At 62.3% G+C, this 17388-nt stretch carries 14 protein-coding genes and 1 pseudogene; 12 read left to right on the forward strand and 3 right to left on the reverse strand.

Annotated elements, in window-relative coordinates; genetic code table 11:
• Window positions 1–108: 108 nt before the first annotated feature.
• From ACZY0Y_RS15235 to ACZY0Y_RS15260, 6 genes are all read left to right on the forward strand, one after another.
• A complete protein-coding gene (locus ACZY0Y_RS15235) occupies window positions 109–420 on the forward strand; it encodes a hypothetical protein (protein WP_463958904.1) in 312 nt (103 codons plus the stop codon).
• Window positions 421–1043: 623 nt separating this feature from the next.
• Window positions 1044–2453: a sensor domain-containing phosphodiesterase gene (locus ACZY0Y_RS15240; protein ID WP_463958906.1), complete on the forward strand. Its 1410-nt coding sequence runs from the start codon at window positions 1044–1046 to the stop codon at window positions 2451–2453.
• Between the two features lie 179 nt (window positions 2454–2632).
• The gene (locus ACZY0Y_RS15245) at window positions 2633–3217 is read left to right on the forward strand and encodes a recombinase family protein (RefSeq protein ID WP_463958907.1); all 585 of its coding nucleotides are present in this window, start codon (window positions 2633–2635) and stop codon (window positions 3215–3217) included.
• Between the two features lie 145 nt (window positions 3218–3362).
• Window positions 3363–3674 carry a hypothetical protein gene (locus tag ACZY0Y_RS15250; protein WP_463958908.1) on the forward strand — a complete coding sequence of 104 codons (312 nt, stop codon included), beginning with the start codon at window positions 3363–3365 and terminating at the stop codon, window positions 3672–3674.
• A gap of 209 nt (window positions 3675–3883) precedes the next feature.
• Entirely contained in the window at window positions 3884–8788 is a 4905-nt protein-coding gene (locus ACZY0Y_RS15255) for a helicase-like domain-containing protein (RefSeq protein ID WP_463958909.1), read from the forward strand.
• A 69-nt stretch (window positions 8789–8857) separates the two neighbouring features.
• The gene (locus ACZY0Y_RS15260) at window positions 8858–9127 is read left to right on the forward strand and encodes a helix-turn-helix domain-containing protein (protein WP_463958911.1); all 270 of its coding nucleotides are present in this window, start codon (window positions 8858–8860) and stop codon (window positions 9125–9127) included.
• Window positions 9128–9465: 338 nt separating this feature from the next.
• Here ACZY0Y_RS15260 and ACZY0Y_RS15265 read toward each other — a convergent pair whose 3' ends face one another.
• Window positions 9466–9705 (reverse strand): hypothetical protein, encoded by a 240-nt coding sequence (locus tag ACZY0Y_RS15265; protein ID WP_463958913.1) that lies wholly within the window; start codon window positions 9703–9705, stop codon window positions 9466–9468.
• A 312-nt stretch (window positions 9706–10017) separates the two neighbouring features.
• Here ACZY0Y_RS15265 and ACZY0Y_RS15270 point away from each other — a divergent pair, with 312 nt between their 5' ends.
• From ACZY0Y_RS15270 to ACZY0Y_RS15280, 3 genes are read left to right on the forward strand one after another with little or no spacing between them, the layout of a single operon-like run.
• Window positions 10018–10413, forward strand: coding sequence for a plasmid mobilization protein (locus ACZY0Y_RS15270; protein ID WP_463958915.1), 396 nt, complete (start codon window positions 10018–10020; stop codon window positions 10411–10413).
• 7 nt (window positions 10414–10420) lie between these two features.
• Entirely contained in the window at window positions 10421–12019 is a 1599-nt protein-coding gene (locus ACZY0Y_RS15275; RefSeq protein WP_463958917.1) for a relaxase/mobilization nuclease domain-containing protein, read from the forward strand.
• A gap of 9 nt (window positions 12020–12028) precedes the next feature.
• Window positions 12029–12778, forward strand: a complete 750-nt coding sequence (locus tag ACZY0Y_RS15280; RefSeq protein ID WP_463958919.1) for a hypothetical protein — start codon at window positions 12029–12031, stop codon at window positions 12776–12778.
• An 85-nt stretch (window positions 12779–12863) separates the two neighbouring features.
• On the opposite strand, the gene ACZY0Y_RS15285 is transcribed toward ACZY0Y_RS15280, so the two are convergent.
• A complete protein-coding gene (locus tag ACZY0Y_RS15285; protein ID WP_463958920.1) occupies window positions 12864–13877 on the reverse strand; it encodes an HNH endonuclease in 1014 nt (337 codons plus the stop codon).
• Window positions 13878–14219: 342 nt separating this feature from the next.
• On the opposite strand from ACZY0Y_RS15285, the gene ACZY0Y_RS15290 reads away from it, so the two are divergent.
• Window positions 14220–15443 carry an SIR2 family protein gene (locus ACZY0Y_RS15290; protein WP_463958922.1) on the forward strand — a complete coding sequence of 408 codons (1224 nt, stop codon included), beginning with the start codon at window positions 14220–14222 and terminating at the stop codon, window positions 15441–15443.
• A gap of 120 nt (window positions 15444–15563) precedes the next feature.
• Here ACZY0Y_RS15290 and ACZY0Y_RS15295 read toward each other — a convergent pair whose 3' ends face one another.
• Window positions 15564–15851 (reverse strand): hypothetical protein, encoded by a 288-nt coding sequence (locus tag ACZY0Y_RS15295; protein ID WP_463958924.1) that lies wholly within the window; start codon window positions 15849–15851, stop codon window positions 15564–15566.
• Window positions 15852–15860: 9 nt separating this feature from the next.
• Here ACZY0Y_RS15295 and ACZY0Y_RS15300 point away from each other — a divergent pair.
• Window positions 15861–16172, forward strand: a pseudogene (locus tag ACZY0Y_RS15300) (helicase HerA domain-containing protein); the annotation flags it as partial.
• Window positions 16173–16502: 330 nt separating this feature from the next.
• Complete coding sequence (locus ACZY0Y_RS15305; RefSeq protein ID WP_463958949.1) at window positions 16503–17186, forward strand: ATP-binding protein; 684 nt, start codon at window positions 16503–16505, stop codon at window positions 17184–17186.
• Window positions 17187–17388: the final 202 nt, after the last annotated feature.

Below are 17388 nucleotides of genomic sequence, written 5' to 3' on the forward strand. Positions count from 1 at the left end.
CACGACCTCCTGCCACCACGCCGACAACGAAGCAACCCCCGCGTAGTCAAACGCAAGATGTCAGGCTGGCCGCTCAAACGAATACCCAAACCACCTAAGTAAACGGTATTGACCCTAGCCGGGAAGCTTCAACCCGGTAACTACACGGTCGGCATCACCCTGACCGACCCGACCACCAAAGTCAGCGCCACAGGCGCGGACCTGCCTTTCACGGTCGCCGAGGACGCCGCCTTGAGCTCCAGCGGGGCCCAGCAAGGACAGCTGCCCGAGATCCTGCAGGACGCCGGCACCGGCATCAACCCCTACCTCATCGCGGCGGCCGCCCTGACCGCCCTGGGCGCCCTCTACCTCCTCATCCGCAGGAGTCGACGCCGCACTGCCCGCAAAAGCAACCGCAGGGAGGATTCCGTCCAGAGTTGACTCAGCGGACGGGGACTGTCTGAATAACGGTGGATTCCGGGTCTGGGGCGGGAAATCTCGCGGTAACTGGCGCTGAGCCGGCCCCTGTCGGCGAACGGTAACGTTTGTTCGTTTTACATGTGTGGGTGCCGAAAGTTTCCGCAGGTCAGCCGAGCTGGTTTTCCTGTCCCTCGAGGTAGTAGGCCCGGTGCAGTTCGCCTTAGCGCCTGTGGAAGACGTGCCGGGCCACGGCATGGCGGGGCCTCTTGAAGGTTTGGCTGCGGCCGTTCTCCGCCTGACCTTAGGCCTCACCGACCATCTCGGCGGTACCCATCCCTCGCACGGGTTCACCCCGGTCAGGCCCTGGTCGTCGAGGCCCTGCTGACGCTGGGGCTGGTCGGCACGATTCTGCGACGCCCGCTTCCGGTGCGCAGAACATCGGCCTGCTCTCGGCCCCCGGGCGAGACGGTAGTCCGGCACACGTGATTCGGATGAAATGGCAGGCTCTGGGCACCTTCGCTACGGCACCAGCATCCTGGCTCGCGCGGCGCCGTCGTCCACGGACCTGCAGAGGCGCCCCGTGCCCTACATGTTGCGTGCGGACCCGGCGGGTAGGCTCAGTCAAGCAGACAGGGGGCTGAGGTATGACAGAGAGAGAATCGAATACGCCGCGGGCTGGGGATATTTTAGTCGGCGTACTGACTGTCCAGGTGGTCTTCGCGCTGGCCGCCGGCGCCGTCGTGATCCTGGATCCGGCAGAGGTACTGGAACGCCTCGGCGTCCGGGTGGTGGCAGGCTCGCTGGTCCTGATGCCGATCCTCATGGTCTGCCTCGTGGCCCTGCGTTTCCGCAGGAATCACCGCTCGGAGAGAATCCGTACCGGGAATGTTTCCCGGTTATTGGACAGGGTGCTGAGCACCAGCCATGAATGGATATGGGCGGTCGATGACCAGTGGAAATTCACGTTCTCCAGCCAGACCAGCGAGGATCTTCTTGGTTATCTGCCTGCAGAACTCATCGGTGAGCCCTGCAGCGTGATCATCGACCCGGACGATCTCGCCGGGGCACGTGGGGCCGTGGCCATCTCCCTTGGCCGGGAAGGTTCCTCGTGGAACGGGCTCACCGTGCGCTGCCGACACCGCGACGGCAGCACAGTCTGGATGGAAGTATCCGGTGGTATCGTCCCGGCTGCTGACGGACAGCCTGGTGGCTTCGACGGGACCAGCCGGTTGCTCCCCCGGGAGAACGCACAGGAAGCAGCCGCTTTGCGCAGCCAAAACCAGATCCGCGAGATCATCGACGGGAAGTTGCTGCTGACTGCCTTCCAACCCATCCACAGTCTGGGCGCCGGGCACCTCATCGGAGTGGAGGCGTTGTCGCGGTTTGTCAGCGATGACGGCGCAGGCGCGGAGTACTGGTTCCAGGAGGCCGCCGCCGTTGGCCTCTCCGCAGAGCTCGAATTCGCCGCCCTGACGACAGCGCTGGAGGCCGCGCGGGAGCTGCCGCCGCTCATTTACGTGGCCCTGAACATTTCCCCGGCCACCTGCCTGAACCCGGGACTCCCCGGACTACTGGAGCGTTCGTCCCTGTCCCTGGACCGGATGGTACTGGAGCTGACCGAACGGCTCGAAGTGCCGGAATACGGTCCCCTCGTCGCTGCCCTGGCGCCGCTGCGGGAGCGTGGGCTGCGCATTGCCGTCGACGACGCCGGTTCGGGCTTCGCCTCCATGCGCCACGTCCTCCACGTCCGGCCCGACATCATCAAGCTGGACCGCAGCCTTATCGCGGGGATCGCCGATAGCCAGGGCCAACTGGCCCTCGGCGCAGCTTTGGTGGAGTTCGCACGACGGATCGGCGCCACTCTCGTCGCGGAAGGCATCGAAACACAGGCCGAGCTCGCTGCAGTCACCGGGCTCGGGATGGCCGGGGGACAGGGCTACCTTCTCGGCCGGCCATCTGTCCACCCGCGGGAATGGGCAGCGTGGCATCAGGCCTCCACCCGGGAGTCAAGGCCACCCGATGAATGCGCGTCACCCCATCCCGGCCCATCGTGATGACGGATAAGCGTCGGGATTGACATGTACCGGGCCGTGCAGACGACTTCGGAAAACGACAACTCAAAATCGGCTTCGACGATGCTAGATTGTGTCAGAACTCGACTGCGAAATCTACGGGGGCAGTGTTGGTCAAAACTCCGTGGACGACGGTTTTTGAATGAATGAGGGGAACTGATGTGACGACGTTGCTTGGCTATGTCCGAGTAAGCACTACTGAACAGTCGGTGGACCTGCAGCTGGATGCTTTGAACGCTGCCGGGTGCTTCCGGATCTGGACAGATTTCGCGTCCGGTGCGACGGCGGAACGGCCGCAGTGGCAAGACTGCCTGGACCACCTCCAGCCGGGGAACATCCTGGTGGTCAACGATTTATCCCGGCTCGGCAGAAACACGGCCGACCTCGCCGGCATCGTGAAGACGCTGGCTGATCGTCAAGTTGGCCTCCGGTCACTGACGGAGACCTGGCTGGACACCACCAATTCCCAGGGGTTACTGATGTTCCACTTTTTCTCCGCTATCGCCGAGTACGAGCGGAACCGGCTGCGGGAACGGACCAAGGCCGGCCTTGCGGCGGCGAAAGCCCGCGGCCAAGTCGGCGGACGGCCGACCAAAATGACGCCGGACAAGGCAGCCACTGCGCACCGGATGCGTGGTGAGAGGCGGACGATCAGCGCCATCGCCAAGACCATCGAGGTCAGCGAGGCCACCGTGGTGCGTGAGCTCGCACGGCAGCGGAAGAGCCTGCAGGTACCGCAAGAGTAGGTGCGGCTGTTAATCCTCCGGTGCCTTCGCTAGCGTGGAGGCAAACGGAGGGGGACGGCGCACATGGCACCGAGGAAATCTAAGAACCACATTGAGGGCCAGATGAGTCTGGAGTCCTTGTGGGCCGAACCGGAAGAGGTAGTCAATGAACGAGCACGGCAGACACGCCATGGAAACCATGAAGAATCACGACCCGGAGAGCTTCGCGCAGATAGCGGACCCCGAGACACACTTTTCGACCTTGGGGGAGGAGATACAGCAGGCAATCTGGGACCTCAGCGAACAGCTGACACCAACCAGGGGATCGGAACCGCCGCTGGAGTACATCGGGCTGGCGAACATGGCCAAGCTCCGGGCACGCGAGATGGTGTACCAGGAGATGATCTACGCCAGCCTTCCCGCGGAGCCGGAGGAGATGGAGCCGACCTACGGGGCCCAGGAGGACGAGGAGAACTAGAGGTAGAACCTCAGCCGGAGCCGGTAGCGGTTGCGACGGCCGGACGGTTCCACCCAGCATCCCAGGCTGACCTTGCACCATCGGGACAGAAAGCCCGCTTCGCAGCAAACGTTGAAGCAATCCGCATCGTCCGGGAGCTGGAGGACCAGCAGAGGCCGGCCACCGAGGTAGAGCAGCGTTCCCTGGCGCGGTGGTCCAGCTGGGGAGCGGTGCCCCAGCTGTTCGACAAGGCCGAATGGGCGGCCGAGCGCGCCCAGCTGCAGGAAGTCCTGAGCGAGCGCGAGTATGCCGCAGCCTCGCGGACCACGACCAACGCGTACTACACCGACGCCGCCCTGGTGAAGGAAATCTGGTCCGCCGTCGACCGGCTCGGCTTTACCGGGGGAGAGGTGCTGGAACCAGGATCCGGTGCGGGAACGTTCATTGGTTTCGCCCCGGAAGGCGCCCGGATGACCGGCGTGGAGCTTGATCCGCTGACAGCCTCAATTTCCCGTGGCCTGTACCCCGACGCGACGATCCGCAGCGAGTCCTTCGCGGACACCCCGATCAAATCCAACTCCTTTGACCTCGCCATCGGCAACGTCCCGTTCAGCAAGAACACGCTTTACGACAAGACCCACAACGCCGACTCCCGGCACTCCATGCACAACCACTTCATCCTCAAGAGCCTGGCCGCCGTGAAACCCGGCGGATACGTCGCCGTGCTGACCTCCAGCTTCACCATGGACGCAACCAACCCCACCTCGAGGCGGGAGATGAGTGCAATGGCGGACCTGGTGGGAGCCGTGCGCCTGCCCACCGGCGCCCACCGGCGCGCCGCCGGCACCGAAGCACTCACTGACCTGCTGCTGCTGCGCAAGCGCGAGCCGGGCCGGGAGCCTGCCAACACGGACTGGGAAAAGGTCGGCCCCGTCATCATCGACGGCCGCAACGTGAAGATCAACAACTACTTCGATCTGAACCCGCAAAACGTCCTCGGGCAGATCACCGTCGGGAACGGCATGTACGGCGAGGAAACCGTCAGCGTGAAAGCCGACGACCTCGCCGCTGTCCCGCAGCTGCTCGCCCAGCGGTTCGACGCCGTTGTGCAGGAAGCGCTGGACCGCGGCCTGAACCACGCCCCTGCCGAGCCGGCCCCGGGAAAAACCCCGGCGGCACTCCTGCCGTCCCACGGGCAGGAATGGGACGGCACCATCACCGCCCAACAAGACGGAACCTTCACCGTTGCCCGTGCAGGGGAACAGGTTCCGTTCCCGGTACCCAAAGCACATGCAGTGGAGCTAAGCGACCTGCTGGGGATGCGCGACGGCGCACGCGCCCTGTTGGAGATGGAAGCTTCCGACAGCGAAGACACCCCGGCGATGTCGGCTCAACGAACCGCCCTGGCTGACCAGTACACGGCATATGCCGCCAAATATGGGCCACTGAACCGCTTCACGGAATCTGTCCGCACGGACAAAGAAACGGGCGAAGACATCATCACCCGCCGTGCAGCACCCGCCGTGCGGATCCTGCGCCAGACGGACCCTTTCGGCACTCTGCCGCCGGCCCTGGAGCGGTTCAACGATGAAACGCAGACCGCGACACCCGCGGCACTGCTTCAGCACCGACAGGTGGTGGCCCGCAAACCCCTCATGGGCGCTGACACCGTCGACGAAGCCCTCGCCATCGCACTGGACACCTACGGCGCCCCCGAGCTGGAACAGATCGCGGACCTGCTGGGCGTCACGGAAGAGGAAGCCCGCGATCAGCTGGGCACGCTCGTGTTCGATGACCCGGAAACCGGCAAGCTCGTCACAGCACCGGGATACCTGTCCGGGAACGTCCGGACCAAGCTCGACGCCGCACGCGCTGCGGCGGCCGAGGACGAGCGCCTGAGCGTGAACGTCACCGCCCTGGAGGAAGTCCAGCCGCCGAGGGTCGGCATGGAAGACGTCGAGGCGCGCATCGGTGCGGTCTGGATCTCCCCCGAGGAACACCAACGCTTCGTCCAGGACATCCTGGCCGATCCCAACGCCAGCGTGACCAGCGTCGGAAGCGGTATCTGGCGGGTCAAAGCCAACCGGGGAACAGTCCGTTCCACGAACGAGTGGGGAACGGACCGACGGCCCGCCCCGGACCTGCTGCAAAGCATCCTGGAACAAAAGAGCATTCAGGTCGAGGACAAGAACGAAGACGGCAAACCCGTCGCCAACCTCGAAGAAACCGAAGCGGCCCAGGAAAAGGCCGAGGCCCTGCAGGAACGTTTCGCCGAGTGGGTCTGGGAAGACCCCGAACGTGCCAGCCGGCTCATTGACGAATACAACCGCCGCTTCAACTCCCTGGCCCTGCGCGACTACACCAAGGAAGGCGGCCGCCTGACCCTTCCGGGGCTGGCTAAAACCTTCACCCCTCACCCGCACCAGCGCACCGCCGTGGCCCGCATCATCTCCGAACCGGCCGTGGGCCTCTTCCACGAAGTCGGGGCCGGCAAGACCGCCGAAATGGTGATTGGAGCGATGGAACTCAAACGCCTGGGCATGGCCTCCAAACCCATGGTTGTCGTCCCGAACCACATGCTGGAGCAGTTCACCCGCGAGTGGCTGGAACTGTACCCGCAGGCCCGCCTGCTCTCGGCAGGGTCCGATGACATCAAGACCAAGAGCGGGGACCTGGCCGCGCGCCGGCAGTTCGTCGCCCGCGCCGCGGCGAACGACTGGGATGGCATCATCATGACCCAGCAGGCCTTCAAAAGCATCGGCGTGAAAGCCGAAACCATTGAGGCCTACCAGGAGTCGATCATCGCGGACGTCCGGCAGACCATCGTCAACGCCCAGTCCGAGGGCGAAGACCGGACCACGGTGAAGAAGCTTGAAACGAAGCTCCAGGCCGAAGAAGAGCGCATGAAGAAGCTTATGGACACCGCGCCGGATCTTGGACTGACATTCGAGGACACCGGGGTGGACTACCTGTTCGTGGACGAAGCGCACGACTACAAGAACCTCCGCACGGTCACCAACATCAAGGGCGCAGAAATTGCCGGCTCCATCCGGGCCACCGACATGCACCTGAAGCTCGAATACCTGCGCAGCACCCACGGGGAACGCGTTGTTACGATGGCGACCGGCACACCGATTGCCAACTCCATCACCGAAGCCCACGTCATGCAGCGCTACCTGCGCCCGGACCTGCTCCAGGCTGCCGGTGTGGAGAACTTCGACGTCTGGGGAGCGACATTCGGGGAAACCGTCACCGCCATCGAGATGGACGCCGGAGGCCGGCTGAAGAACAAGCCGCGCTTCGCGAAGTTCAAGAACGTCCCCGAGATGCTGCGGTCCTTCCACGTCTTCGCGGACGTGAAGCTCTCCGAAGACCTGACCTACCTCAAAAAACCGGACCTCGCCCGCCGCCCCGGCGACGGGGAACGGCAGCCGGAACTGGTGCTGATCCCGCAGCCGCCCGAACTGGCCGAATACATGAAGGGCCTCGCGGACCGGCTGGACTCCCTCTCCGGCTGGGCTGAGAAGGGCGCGGACAACGCCCTCAGCGTCTACACCGACGGCCGCAAAGCCGCGCTGGACCTGAGAATGGTCGGCATCGAACCCGAATCCGCGACGAAGCTGGACCAGGTTGTCGCCAAAACCCTGAAGGTCTGGGAAGCGAACCGGGAGAACGAATACGAAACCAGCTTCGAATCCGGCACCCCCTCGGCCAACAAGGGTGCGCTGCAGATCATCTTCTGCGACCTCAGCACGCCCTCCAAGAACACCGGGGCAGACGGCAAACCGGTCTGGACCGCCTACCAGCAGATCAAGGACCAGCTCGTCGCCGGCGGCATCCAGGCAGATCAGATCCGGTTCATCCAGGACTCACCCAAACCCGAGCAGAAAGCCCAGCTCTTCGCCCAATGCCGCACCGGGGAGGTAGCCGTACTGATCGGCTCCACCGCCATGATGGGAACAGGCACCAACGTCCAGCTCCGCGCCAAAGCGATCCACCACGTCACTTGCCCCTGGCGGCCGGCTGACCTGACCCAGCGCGACGGGCGCATCATCCGCCAAGGCAACGCCAACGCCGAGGTCCACAACTTCCAATACGCAACCGTCGGCAGCTACGACAGTGCCGCCTGGGACGGCATCCAGCGCAAGGCCACCATGATCCAGCAGGTTCTCCGCGGACGCCTCGATATCCGCGAGATCGAGGACGTCGGAGACCTGGCCCTCAACGCCGCACAGATCAAGGCAGCGACTAGCGGCAACCCGCTGGTGATGGACAAGATCGAGGCCGACGCCGCCCGGACCAAACTCGAACGACTCAAACGCGCCCACGAGAAAGGACAGAGCACACTCTCCTGGACCAGAGCCGCGGCCGAAACCAGCATCACCAAAGCCGAAAGCAAGCTGCCCGCACTGCAGGCGGCACTCCCGCGCATCACACCGACCGCAGGGGAGGCCTTCACCGCGACCATCGACGGCAAGAGCTACACCAAACGCCCGGAGGCCATCGCGGCCATCTCTGAATGGGTCCGTACCCACACACCGGAATACGGAAACTACTACCGCCAAAAACAGGACCACGGCACCATGGCCACCCTCGGCGGCCAAGAGCTGCAGGTCCGAAACGCGGCCGACGACTCCCGGCTCGGCTCCTACCAGGACCTCGCTGTCACCCTCAAAGACGTGCCCGCACCACCGCTTGTCTTCAGCCGCACGGAGTTGCTGGAAGGAAGCGCCGGCATCATCACACGGCTGGAAAACAAAGTAGCGGGGCTCCCCGACTACGAAGCCCAGCTGCGCCAAACCATCACGGAAAAACAGGCGGTGCTTTCCGACGTCGAAAGCCAGGCCGGAAAACCGTTCAAATACGAAGACAAACTCGTCACCGCCCGTGCGACGTGCGCGGAACTGGACGAAAAACTAAAGGCATCCATCGAGCCGCCCAAGCCAGCGCCGGAAGCCGAAGCTTCCCCCTCCGCGGCGGACGTGGACCCGGCCGTTGCACAACTGCGAAGACTGCAAGCCGCAAGCTTCCCGTCAGCTCCCAGAAGCACCCACCCAACGCCCACTCACCCGCAGCAACAGGTACCATCCGGACCCACGCCAAGTCACTCACGAGACGGGGGATTCGAGCGCTAAAGCAGGGCCATGGACGATGCAGTAGAGCCGGAATGAGGTGGATTGAGAATGACGAAAAGGACAGAGCAAGTGAACGAGAACGCTGCGCCGACGACGGGACCGGTGTTCCCCAGGATGCTGACTCTGGAGCAGGTTCAGGAGGTCCTGAACGTCAAAAGTGCACTGGTCTATTCGCTCGTTCGCAGCGGAGAGCTCCCCGCCGGGCAGTTTGGCGGGCGGGGTGTGTGGCGGGTTCGCGAGAGCGACCTGATGGCGTACATCGACGCAGCGTTCGCGAAGACCGCAGAGCGCATCGCGGCCGGTCAGATCAAGGATGACGACGTCACCGCGGAAGACTAGGCAGAACACGGATACGACGAAGGCCGGCACCTCGAAAGGTGCCGGCCTTCGTCGTAGCTGCCCACCGAAGCCGCCTGTGGTCTAGGGCTGAAAAGAGCCAGCCAGAGGACCGTGCTGACGTCGGGAGCGGCGTGTCTTGGACCATGGGAAACGTTGCCGTTGGTGACCGGCCATTGTCCAGGCTGTGCATGATCGCCGGACGCGGGTGGTGAGTGAAGAGTCCCAACGTTACCTGGCGGTTGTGTGCCGCCGGTCAGCTGGGTCCCGTCGTCCGGATGTGTGCGGGAAAAGCCCGAAGGTGTTTGCTTTTGCCGTGCCCATGCGGGCGAGGGGCAACGCTACTGTGCGTCGTGACTGACGTCCTCTGTAGGGGCTGTGGCACTGTCGCTGGCAGCGCGGTTCGCCGACTTTCGCCGGCGTACTGCTGCGCCGGATTCGAGTCCCAGCTTCTTCAGCTCTTCCGGGCTCCAGCCGTCCTTGGTGGCACGCACGTAGGCGCGCTTGTCTGCGCGTTCCGCTTCGGCGAGCTGTTCCTGCAGGTCGGTGATTCGCTGACGGGTCTTGACCAGTTCGGTCACAGAATCGATGCGTGAGTTCAGGAGTGCTTTGGCCTGGTTTCGGGTCTACTCAATGTCGATGGTTGCCATGTGACCAGCCTAGTCCTCTGGTACGACGTTTCCGGGCAGATTCGATACGCGCAGACCACGACGTATTACCAGGACCACCGCCCTGGTAAACCGAAGGGCGGAAACCGACGGGCGGAGCAAGCTGGTAACTTAGCCGGGCTAAGTTCGTGTCGCTCCCCGGATTGCCATCCGGGTCGCGGCAGACTGAAGTCTGATCCCGGAGTTCCGGGTCGCTGCGCTGGCAAGGAACGAAGGGCGGGAATAGTGAGTGAAGGCAATGGCTTCGCCGGTTGGAAGTCCCGTCGTCGGCGGGCGAATGTCGACGGCGGCCGGATGCACCGTCACGAGGTCAAGGTCAGCCCGGAGGAGGAAGCCAAGCTCCTCGCCCTGGCGGAGAAGCACCGCGTGACGATCCCGCGGCTTTTGATCGAGGCGGCGCTCAGCGAGAGCACAGAGAATCCGTCGGAGCGGCGGGATCAGTTCATGCAGCTCTCTACGCTGCAACGTCTCGTCGGGACCGTGGCGAACAACATCAACCAGATCGCACGGCACGCGAATGCGACAGGGGAAGTGCCGGCAGAAGCTGCCGCCTCCATCGCCCACGCGCGGGCCGTCATCATCCGGATCGACCGTCAGCTCGCCGACATGGCCGGGCGGTAGTTTCACCGTGATTCCGAACATTACCCAGGGCGACCGCATGGCGGGTCTGATGATCTACCTCGCGGGCCCGGGGCGGGCAAACGAGCACGAAGAACCGCACCTCGTTGCGGGCGATTCGGCGCTCATGGCCTGGCACGATGACAACGAGCTGAACCGCGATGCTGCCTTGGATATTGCCAACGCACTCGACCGGGCTAAGCAGTTTTTCGAAACCGAGGTCGACGGCGGACACGTCTTCCACTGTTCTCTGAGTCTGGCCGCGGAAGAAGGCCAGCTCAGCGACCAGCGATGGGGTGCCATCGCGGACGACTTCATGACGGAAATGGACTTCACCGAGGACGGCGGAAAGGCCCCGGCCCGGTGGGTCGCGGTCCGTCACGGACTGAGCAAGAACGGCAACGACCACATTCACCTCGTGGCCAGCATGGTCCGGGACGACGGCACCAAATGGAACGGCTGGAAGAGTAAGTACATGTCCCAGCAGGCTGCCAGGACACTGGAGAAGAAGTACGGACTGAACGCTGTCGGGACCCTTCGTGCCGAGCGCGGATTCACCCCGGCTGAACAGTCCAAGGCCACCCGTCAGGGACTGCCGGAGGTCGAGCGCCACAGCCTCGCCCGCAAGGTGCGGGTCTGCGCCGGAGCATCGACAGATGAGGCAGAGTTTGTCCGCCGGGCACGACAGGAGGGCATGCTCGTGCGCCCCCGCTACGCGGCCGGGCGTACCGACGTCGTGACCGGCTACTCCGTGGCCGAACGCCCCCGCAAGGGAGAGCGCGCCGTGTGGTTCGGCGGCAACTCGTTGGGACGTGACCTGGCGTTGCCCAAGCTCCGGGCAGAGTGGGAGAGCACCCCGGAGTCAGCGGAGTGGGCTGTCGCGGAATGGAACGCTGCGGCGCGCAACCGCCGGCCGGTAAGCCCGGGCCGGGAGACGCTGCAGCCATCGGCTGAGCTGTGGAGCAAGTACGCCAATGACGTCAGTTCCCTCCGGGAGAAATTGGCCACCACTCCGCACGATGATCATGCCGCCTGGGCGCAGGCAGCCCGCGAGACATCGGCGGCGTTCGGTGCATGGTCCAAGCGGATCGAACCAACGCCGGGACCGCTGGCAGACGCCGCCAGAGAGCTCGCCAAGTCCGCCCAGCTGCGCCGCTACCCGGCACGCCCGGCAGTGTCCCTGCCGTCCGCACGCGGTGCCACCATGATCATGCTCGCCGCGACCTCCAAGAGTGACCGCGCCGCCTACGCCCTCATGTTCCGGCAGCTCGCCCGGACGGCACGGGTCATCCACGACATGCACAAAGCCACCGACGACCTGCGCCGGGTCCGGGGACTTTCATCAGCCGTCACGGTTGCCAGCAAGGTTGTCGAAGCCAGTGCCACTGGACAGACACTGAAGGCACAGCCGATGTCGATGGAGACAATGCGGCAACAGCACCCGGAAGCGTCCGAGGAAGCCCTCAAATCAAGGCTCCTGGTCGAACGTTCACGAGGCGGCTCACCGCTGCCTACCGTTCTGACCCGACCGGACGCAGCGCAGCTGCAGGGAGGGCAGTCACGGACCGAAGAGACCCGCCGGCAGAACAATCCAGGCATCGAGCTATAGGGGACGAGCATGAGCGAAGCAGACGGAATGGAAGATGCTGTGGACGGGGCGATGCGTACCGGGCTGATGGTAGCGGCCCGCATCGGCGAGCAGCTTGCCAGAATGCGCGAACAGGAACAGCGCACCATCGCCGCAGCAGAGGAACAACGGGCCCGTGAGCTGCAGGAACGCTTCGACGTCCAGCGGGCTGCCGCCCGGGCCCAGCTGGCGCCCGTCAGCCGGGATGACTGGTGGGACAAAGCCACCCCCGAAATGATCGAACGGGTTCACGAGACGGCCACGGCATGGAAGGCCTACGACCCCGAAGCTGCGCAGGCGGCCGGGAAAATCAGCGACCAGGTCCAGAGCCGTTACGGCATCGACGTGAATAACACCGGCGCGGACGAGGCCTCCGTGGCCGCGGCCCTTGCCCGGGCACAGCAGGCCCGCGCCGAAGCCGATACTGAACGAACCAAAGCATCGGCCGCGCGCACCGATGAAGTGGTGGCCGGCGCAGCTATTGCCGGCGCCAATCGGCAGGACCGGGTCGACAGAAGCGAACCGGCGTGGGACACCGCAGAACGGCGCCAGCAGCTGGCCGAAAGTCTCGAAGGCAAAGCCGACCGCGAAGCCGTAAACTCCAGGCTCTTGGCAGACAAGCACCATGGCACCCACCCCGCGGGCGCCGTAGCGCAGAAGCCATCGTCGGCCAAGACATCAAGGATGGCGAAGCAAGGCGGCAATGGCAGGACGATGGAGCGCGGAGGACTCGAACGCTAAGTTCATGCTCCGGTATGCACCACTCCATAGGCGTGACAGCAAGGCGGTAAACGTGAAACGCGGTGGCTAGCGCCGGAGCGCCCACCTAGGCTGTGGAGATGTGCTCCATCCACTGGACGATTGCGTAGTCTCCAATATCGAGAGTGGCGCCCGAAGTTTTTGGGTCCCAAGTAGCGGATTTCTTTATCGTTAGATATTGGTAGGCATCGCTCTGTAGCCAGTCCAGCCCTCCTCCGTCCTCGCTGTCCCGAACGACTGAGTATGTCGATTGCGATTCCACGTTTCCCTCGAACATGAACTTCACAGTGTCAGCGACTCTCTGGAAGTCGAACGCCTCAAAGTGCACCCCTAAATACGTGACTTCTTGAGGACCTGCCTCCGTTCTGAGGTATTCCTCCAGGTTCTCAACCTTGTACTGAAGGTCCTGATACAGCTCGCCTAACAGGTCTGCCAGGCCTGTTCGTGCGACATCTTCGAGGCGGACACCGCAAACTTCCTCCAGGATGGTCAACGTCGTTCGTCCGCGGGCATTTAGTGAGATGCGTAGATCCACGGAGTAGTCCCCGATTTGAAGGTCCGCTGTGCGGATGGTGATGAAATCTGCCTTTTCTTCGCCGAGAAGAGCCACCTTCTGCACTATCGCCGAAGCATGCCGTTCAAAAGCCCGGCGCACCTTGGGGTCCTTCAAGTTGCTTACGTTGGCCTTTATCAAGGCCTTTGCGATGTCCCCAGACTGCGAGAAGTTCACGACCTCGTCGATCACGCGAGATCGGAGGTCCTCGGCCCGATGCAAGAGATCCATCGTGCGGGGAACGTCAGAGTAATCCTTGTTGTGTTTGCCCCTCTTACCATTGCATCGTGCGCAGATGGGTGCGAGGTTTCTCGGATCGTCGACGTGGAAGTCCGGAGACAAATTCAGCTTTTGCTTGATTTCTCGTAGCCGCTGCTCGTCGGTTGACTGAGGGATGATGTGGTCAATTTGAACGTCTGTGTAGACCTTAGGCTCGTCACACCTGTAGCACTTGAGGTTCCAACGCTCGTAAAGGACCAGCTTCAGCTCGGCGTTGTCCCCATTGCCGTACTCCCATTTCTTTGCCACGCCTCTACTATTCCCCCTCGGTGCCTCACACCTCCGCGCTTCTGAGGGACAGACGTTACAGGAGCGGCCAGACTGCCTATCGCAGACTTTCGGAATAGTTGAGGGAATATCTCTGCGTTAGCTGCTGGTCAGCGGCTATGCCGTTGACGTGGACAAGGCGCGGGACGACGCGTGCAACTGCGCGTAGTTTCTTGTAAATACCGGGGGATCTGAGTCGACGAAGTGTCCCCGGCCGTTGCATGTAAGTCGGTCTGAGCCCGGAACACTAAGATTCAGGGGTGGGACTATTTCTCCCATTCTGAGCTGGGGGATAGGGCATTGGACGACATTGAGACTGAGGGCATGGAAGCGGTTGATGCCGCGACGCCCTTGCCAGGTGAAGAGCTCCGAGCGAGTCGTCCCGGTGGGATCACGGCCTCATTGCGGGGTCGAACGGGGGAGTGGGTTGCACTCCCGAGCTCTGTGGATCCCGCTGAACAGTCTTCGGCGCCCGCTGAACGACAAGAGGTTAGGGATGAGCTTCTTCGTGCTCTGACGAGTGACTCGTTTATTGTCCTCAGTGGCCTGGGAACCTCGCTCGGCATCCCACCTGCCGCTCAGAGCAAAGCTCCTAATATGGGGGACTTATGGGACAAAGTCAGCATTCTCTCCGGTTTCGATCTCGCATCCGCTGATACACCCGCAGATATTCTTGCCGCTCAAAACATCGAACACTTTCTCTCGCATATCCAAGCCAAATTGAGCCTCCGGTCGGATGACGCCGAACTCAGGGACTTCTTGGCCAAAGCCCAAGATGTCATTTTGAACGCCTGCAGTTTCGTGGGTCCTGACAGCGAGCTGGATATCCACCAGCTCTTCCTTCGCAAAATTGGTCGACGATCCGCAAGGCTTCAGCGAACCAAGCTATTCACGACTAACTACGACCTGGCGTTCGAAGAGGCCGCCGCTCGCTCCCGTTTCCACATCATCGATGGATTCGGCTTTGCCTCCCACCGGGACTTCGAGGGGGCGCTATTCGATCTTGACTTTGTCCGGCGAGGGACAAATGATCGTTTGCTCTTGGAAGGCAATGTGCTGCACTTGCTGAAGCTGCACGGATCCGTCGATTGGGAACGCAGCGGCGCTTCAACGCGCCGTGTCTCAGGGAAGCCGATCGATCCTGTCTTGATCTATCCGTCAGCTAATAAGTATCAACTGAGTTTCCGGCAGCCCTATCTTGAGATGATGTCCAGGTTTCAGATGGCACTGCGGCTTCCGGACGTCTCCCTACTGGTTGTCGGATTTGGATTCAACGACGAACACATCGTCGCGCCCATCGAAGCAGCCATTCGCGGCAACGTCGGGCTCCGACTGATCGTGGTTGACCCGGGCATCCGGGATGAATCAAAGCGAAGCAAGTCGATGTCTTGGCTTGAGAGGTTGGCTCAGGACGGCGACCATCGGATCACCCTTTTAGAGGGCCGGTTCGACGACCTTGTGAGACTGTTGCCGGATGCCTCTGAGTTCGATGAACGACAAGCACACGCCGACAGGATCTCCCGGGTGGACGAACGAGGGACGAATTAAGTGTTGCATCTCTTCTCACAAGATCGACACGTAGGAACAGTCATTAGAGTGGAGGGGTCGTTCATAACCGTCGAACTGCCATCCGCACGAGACCTCCCAGGTACTCACTTCGGCCAGCGTTTAGGACAGGGCGAGGTTGGTGAATTTCTGGTCGTAGAGACCGGGGGACGAGGCGTTTTTGGACGCCTGATCGAAGTCACTAGGATCGGCCCAGAGCGTGAGTCCGGCGATCGTGAAAAGACCCCTCGAAATGAAGGCCGCGTCCAGCTTCTTTCGACTTTGGACAGTTCCGGCGGAGCCCAGCGTGGCATAGCCGTCTATCCTCGTCTTGGCGATCGTGTATTCGCAGCCAGCGAGGAATCGGTACGAGCGGTCATTGCTGGCGGCGAACCGGAGCGAGCAGCCCAACAGATTGATATGGGAACCCTAGCCGTCGGGAATGGCATTGGGGTCAGTGTCTCCGCGCAAAAACTATTCGGACGGCATACGGCTGTGGTGGGCGCCACCGGGTCGGGTAAGAGCTGGACGCTGGCACACTTGGCATCGAGCACTTTGGAGCTCGGCGGACGAATGATCTTGATCGATGCTACGGGGGAGTTCCGCAGTCTAGGAGCAACTGCAACACACCTCGCTCTAGGCACAACCGACGGCGAACCCCTCGCGAAGCTTGTCACTGTGCCTCATTGGCATATGCGAGAAACTGATCGAAACGCGTTCATGTCGCCGTCCAGCGGATCCCAGTTGCCTAAACTTCGAGCGGCCGTCAGATCTCTTCGGCTTAGACACCATCTGGACAACTCGGACCCGGCTTGGCTGGCTTCATCTGGCTTCGGCCAGCACCTCGGTACCGAAGGTCTGTTCACTAAGGCCGGGCACAGTCGCGAAGCCTTCGACAGAGCCCAAGAATGGTTTGCCACGACCATCGAGTCACCATTTTCCCGCTTCAGTCTGCGTCACTTGGCCCGCCAAATCCTGGAGGAATGCGTCTGGCCGGCCGATACGAACAGACCTGGCCACTTCGGGAAGTCAGATACGAATGCGCAAGGGTACGCAAGTAGCTTGGTCAGCCGCATCGAAGACCTGGTCCAGACTCCCGAGATCATGTCTGTCGTCGAGAACCCCGCCGGGGGAAGCTTGCTCACCGAAGTATTTAACTGGCTCCAATCACCAAATGGTGGTGTGCTTCGAATCTCTCTCCGAAACCTCACGTTCAGCCACAGCCTAAGAGAGATCGTGGTTAACGTTCTCGGGCATGCACTGCTTTCGATGGCCAGGCGTGGAGACTTCCGATCGAATCCCGTTGTCATAGCGCTCGATGAAGCGCACCAATTTTTCGACGTTACGATCGGGGACGAGACCACAGCGCACCTCGATGGTTTCGATCTGATCGCAAAAGAAGGCAGAAAATATGGCCTTACTGTTTGTCTTGCAACGCAACGACCAGGCGACTTGCCGTCGGACGTTCTAAGTCAAGTCGGCATGCTCATCGTCCACAGACTCGCCGATGGACGAGACCGTCAACGAGTAGAGCAAGCCGCCGCAGAACTGGATCTTTCTGCCATGAGGCTGCTACCTGGACTCGTGCCCGGCGAAGCAATCTTTATGGGGGTGGATTTCCCGGTTCCCGTGAGCGTCAGAGTTCGCAAGCCCACATATCCGCCAGAATCAGATGGTCCGCAGTACCTCACCGGCTGGAAACGCAAGAGTATCCACCTTGATCCAGCCCAACAGCCTGCTGGATAAGTGCGAAGCTGCCTTCCATCTGCCTCATGTCTTGGACAGTCCCGTGGAAGTGTTGCGATGCGCAGGTCTAGCCCCGAGAGGGGCCGGCCTGATAGCGTTTGAATCAGAGAAATACTTTGTCCTTACATACTAACAACCTTACATAAGGTCCATTATCGGCGTTCGAGTAGGACGAGTAGAAGTAGATGCGAGGACTCCCTTC

Source organism: Pseudarthrobacter kochi, from assembly GCF_055412805.1.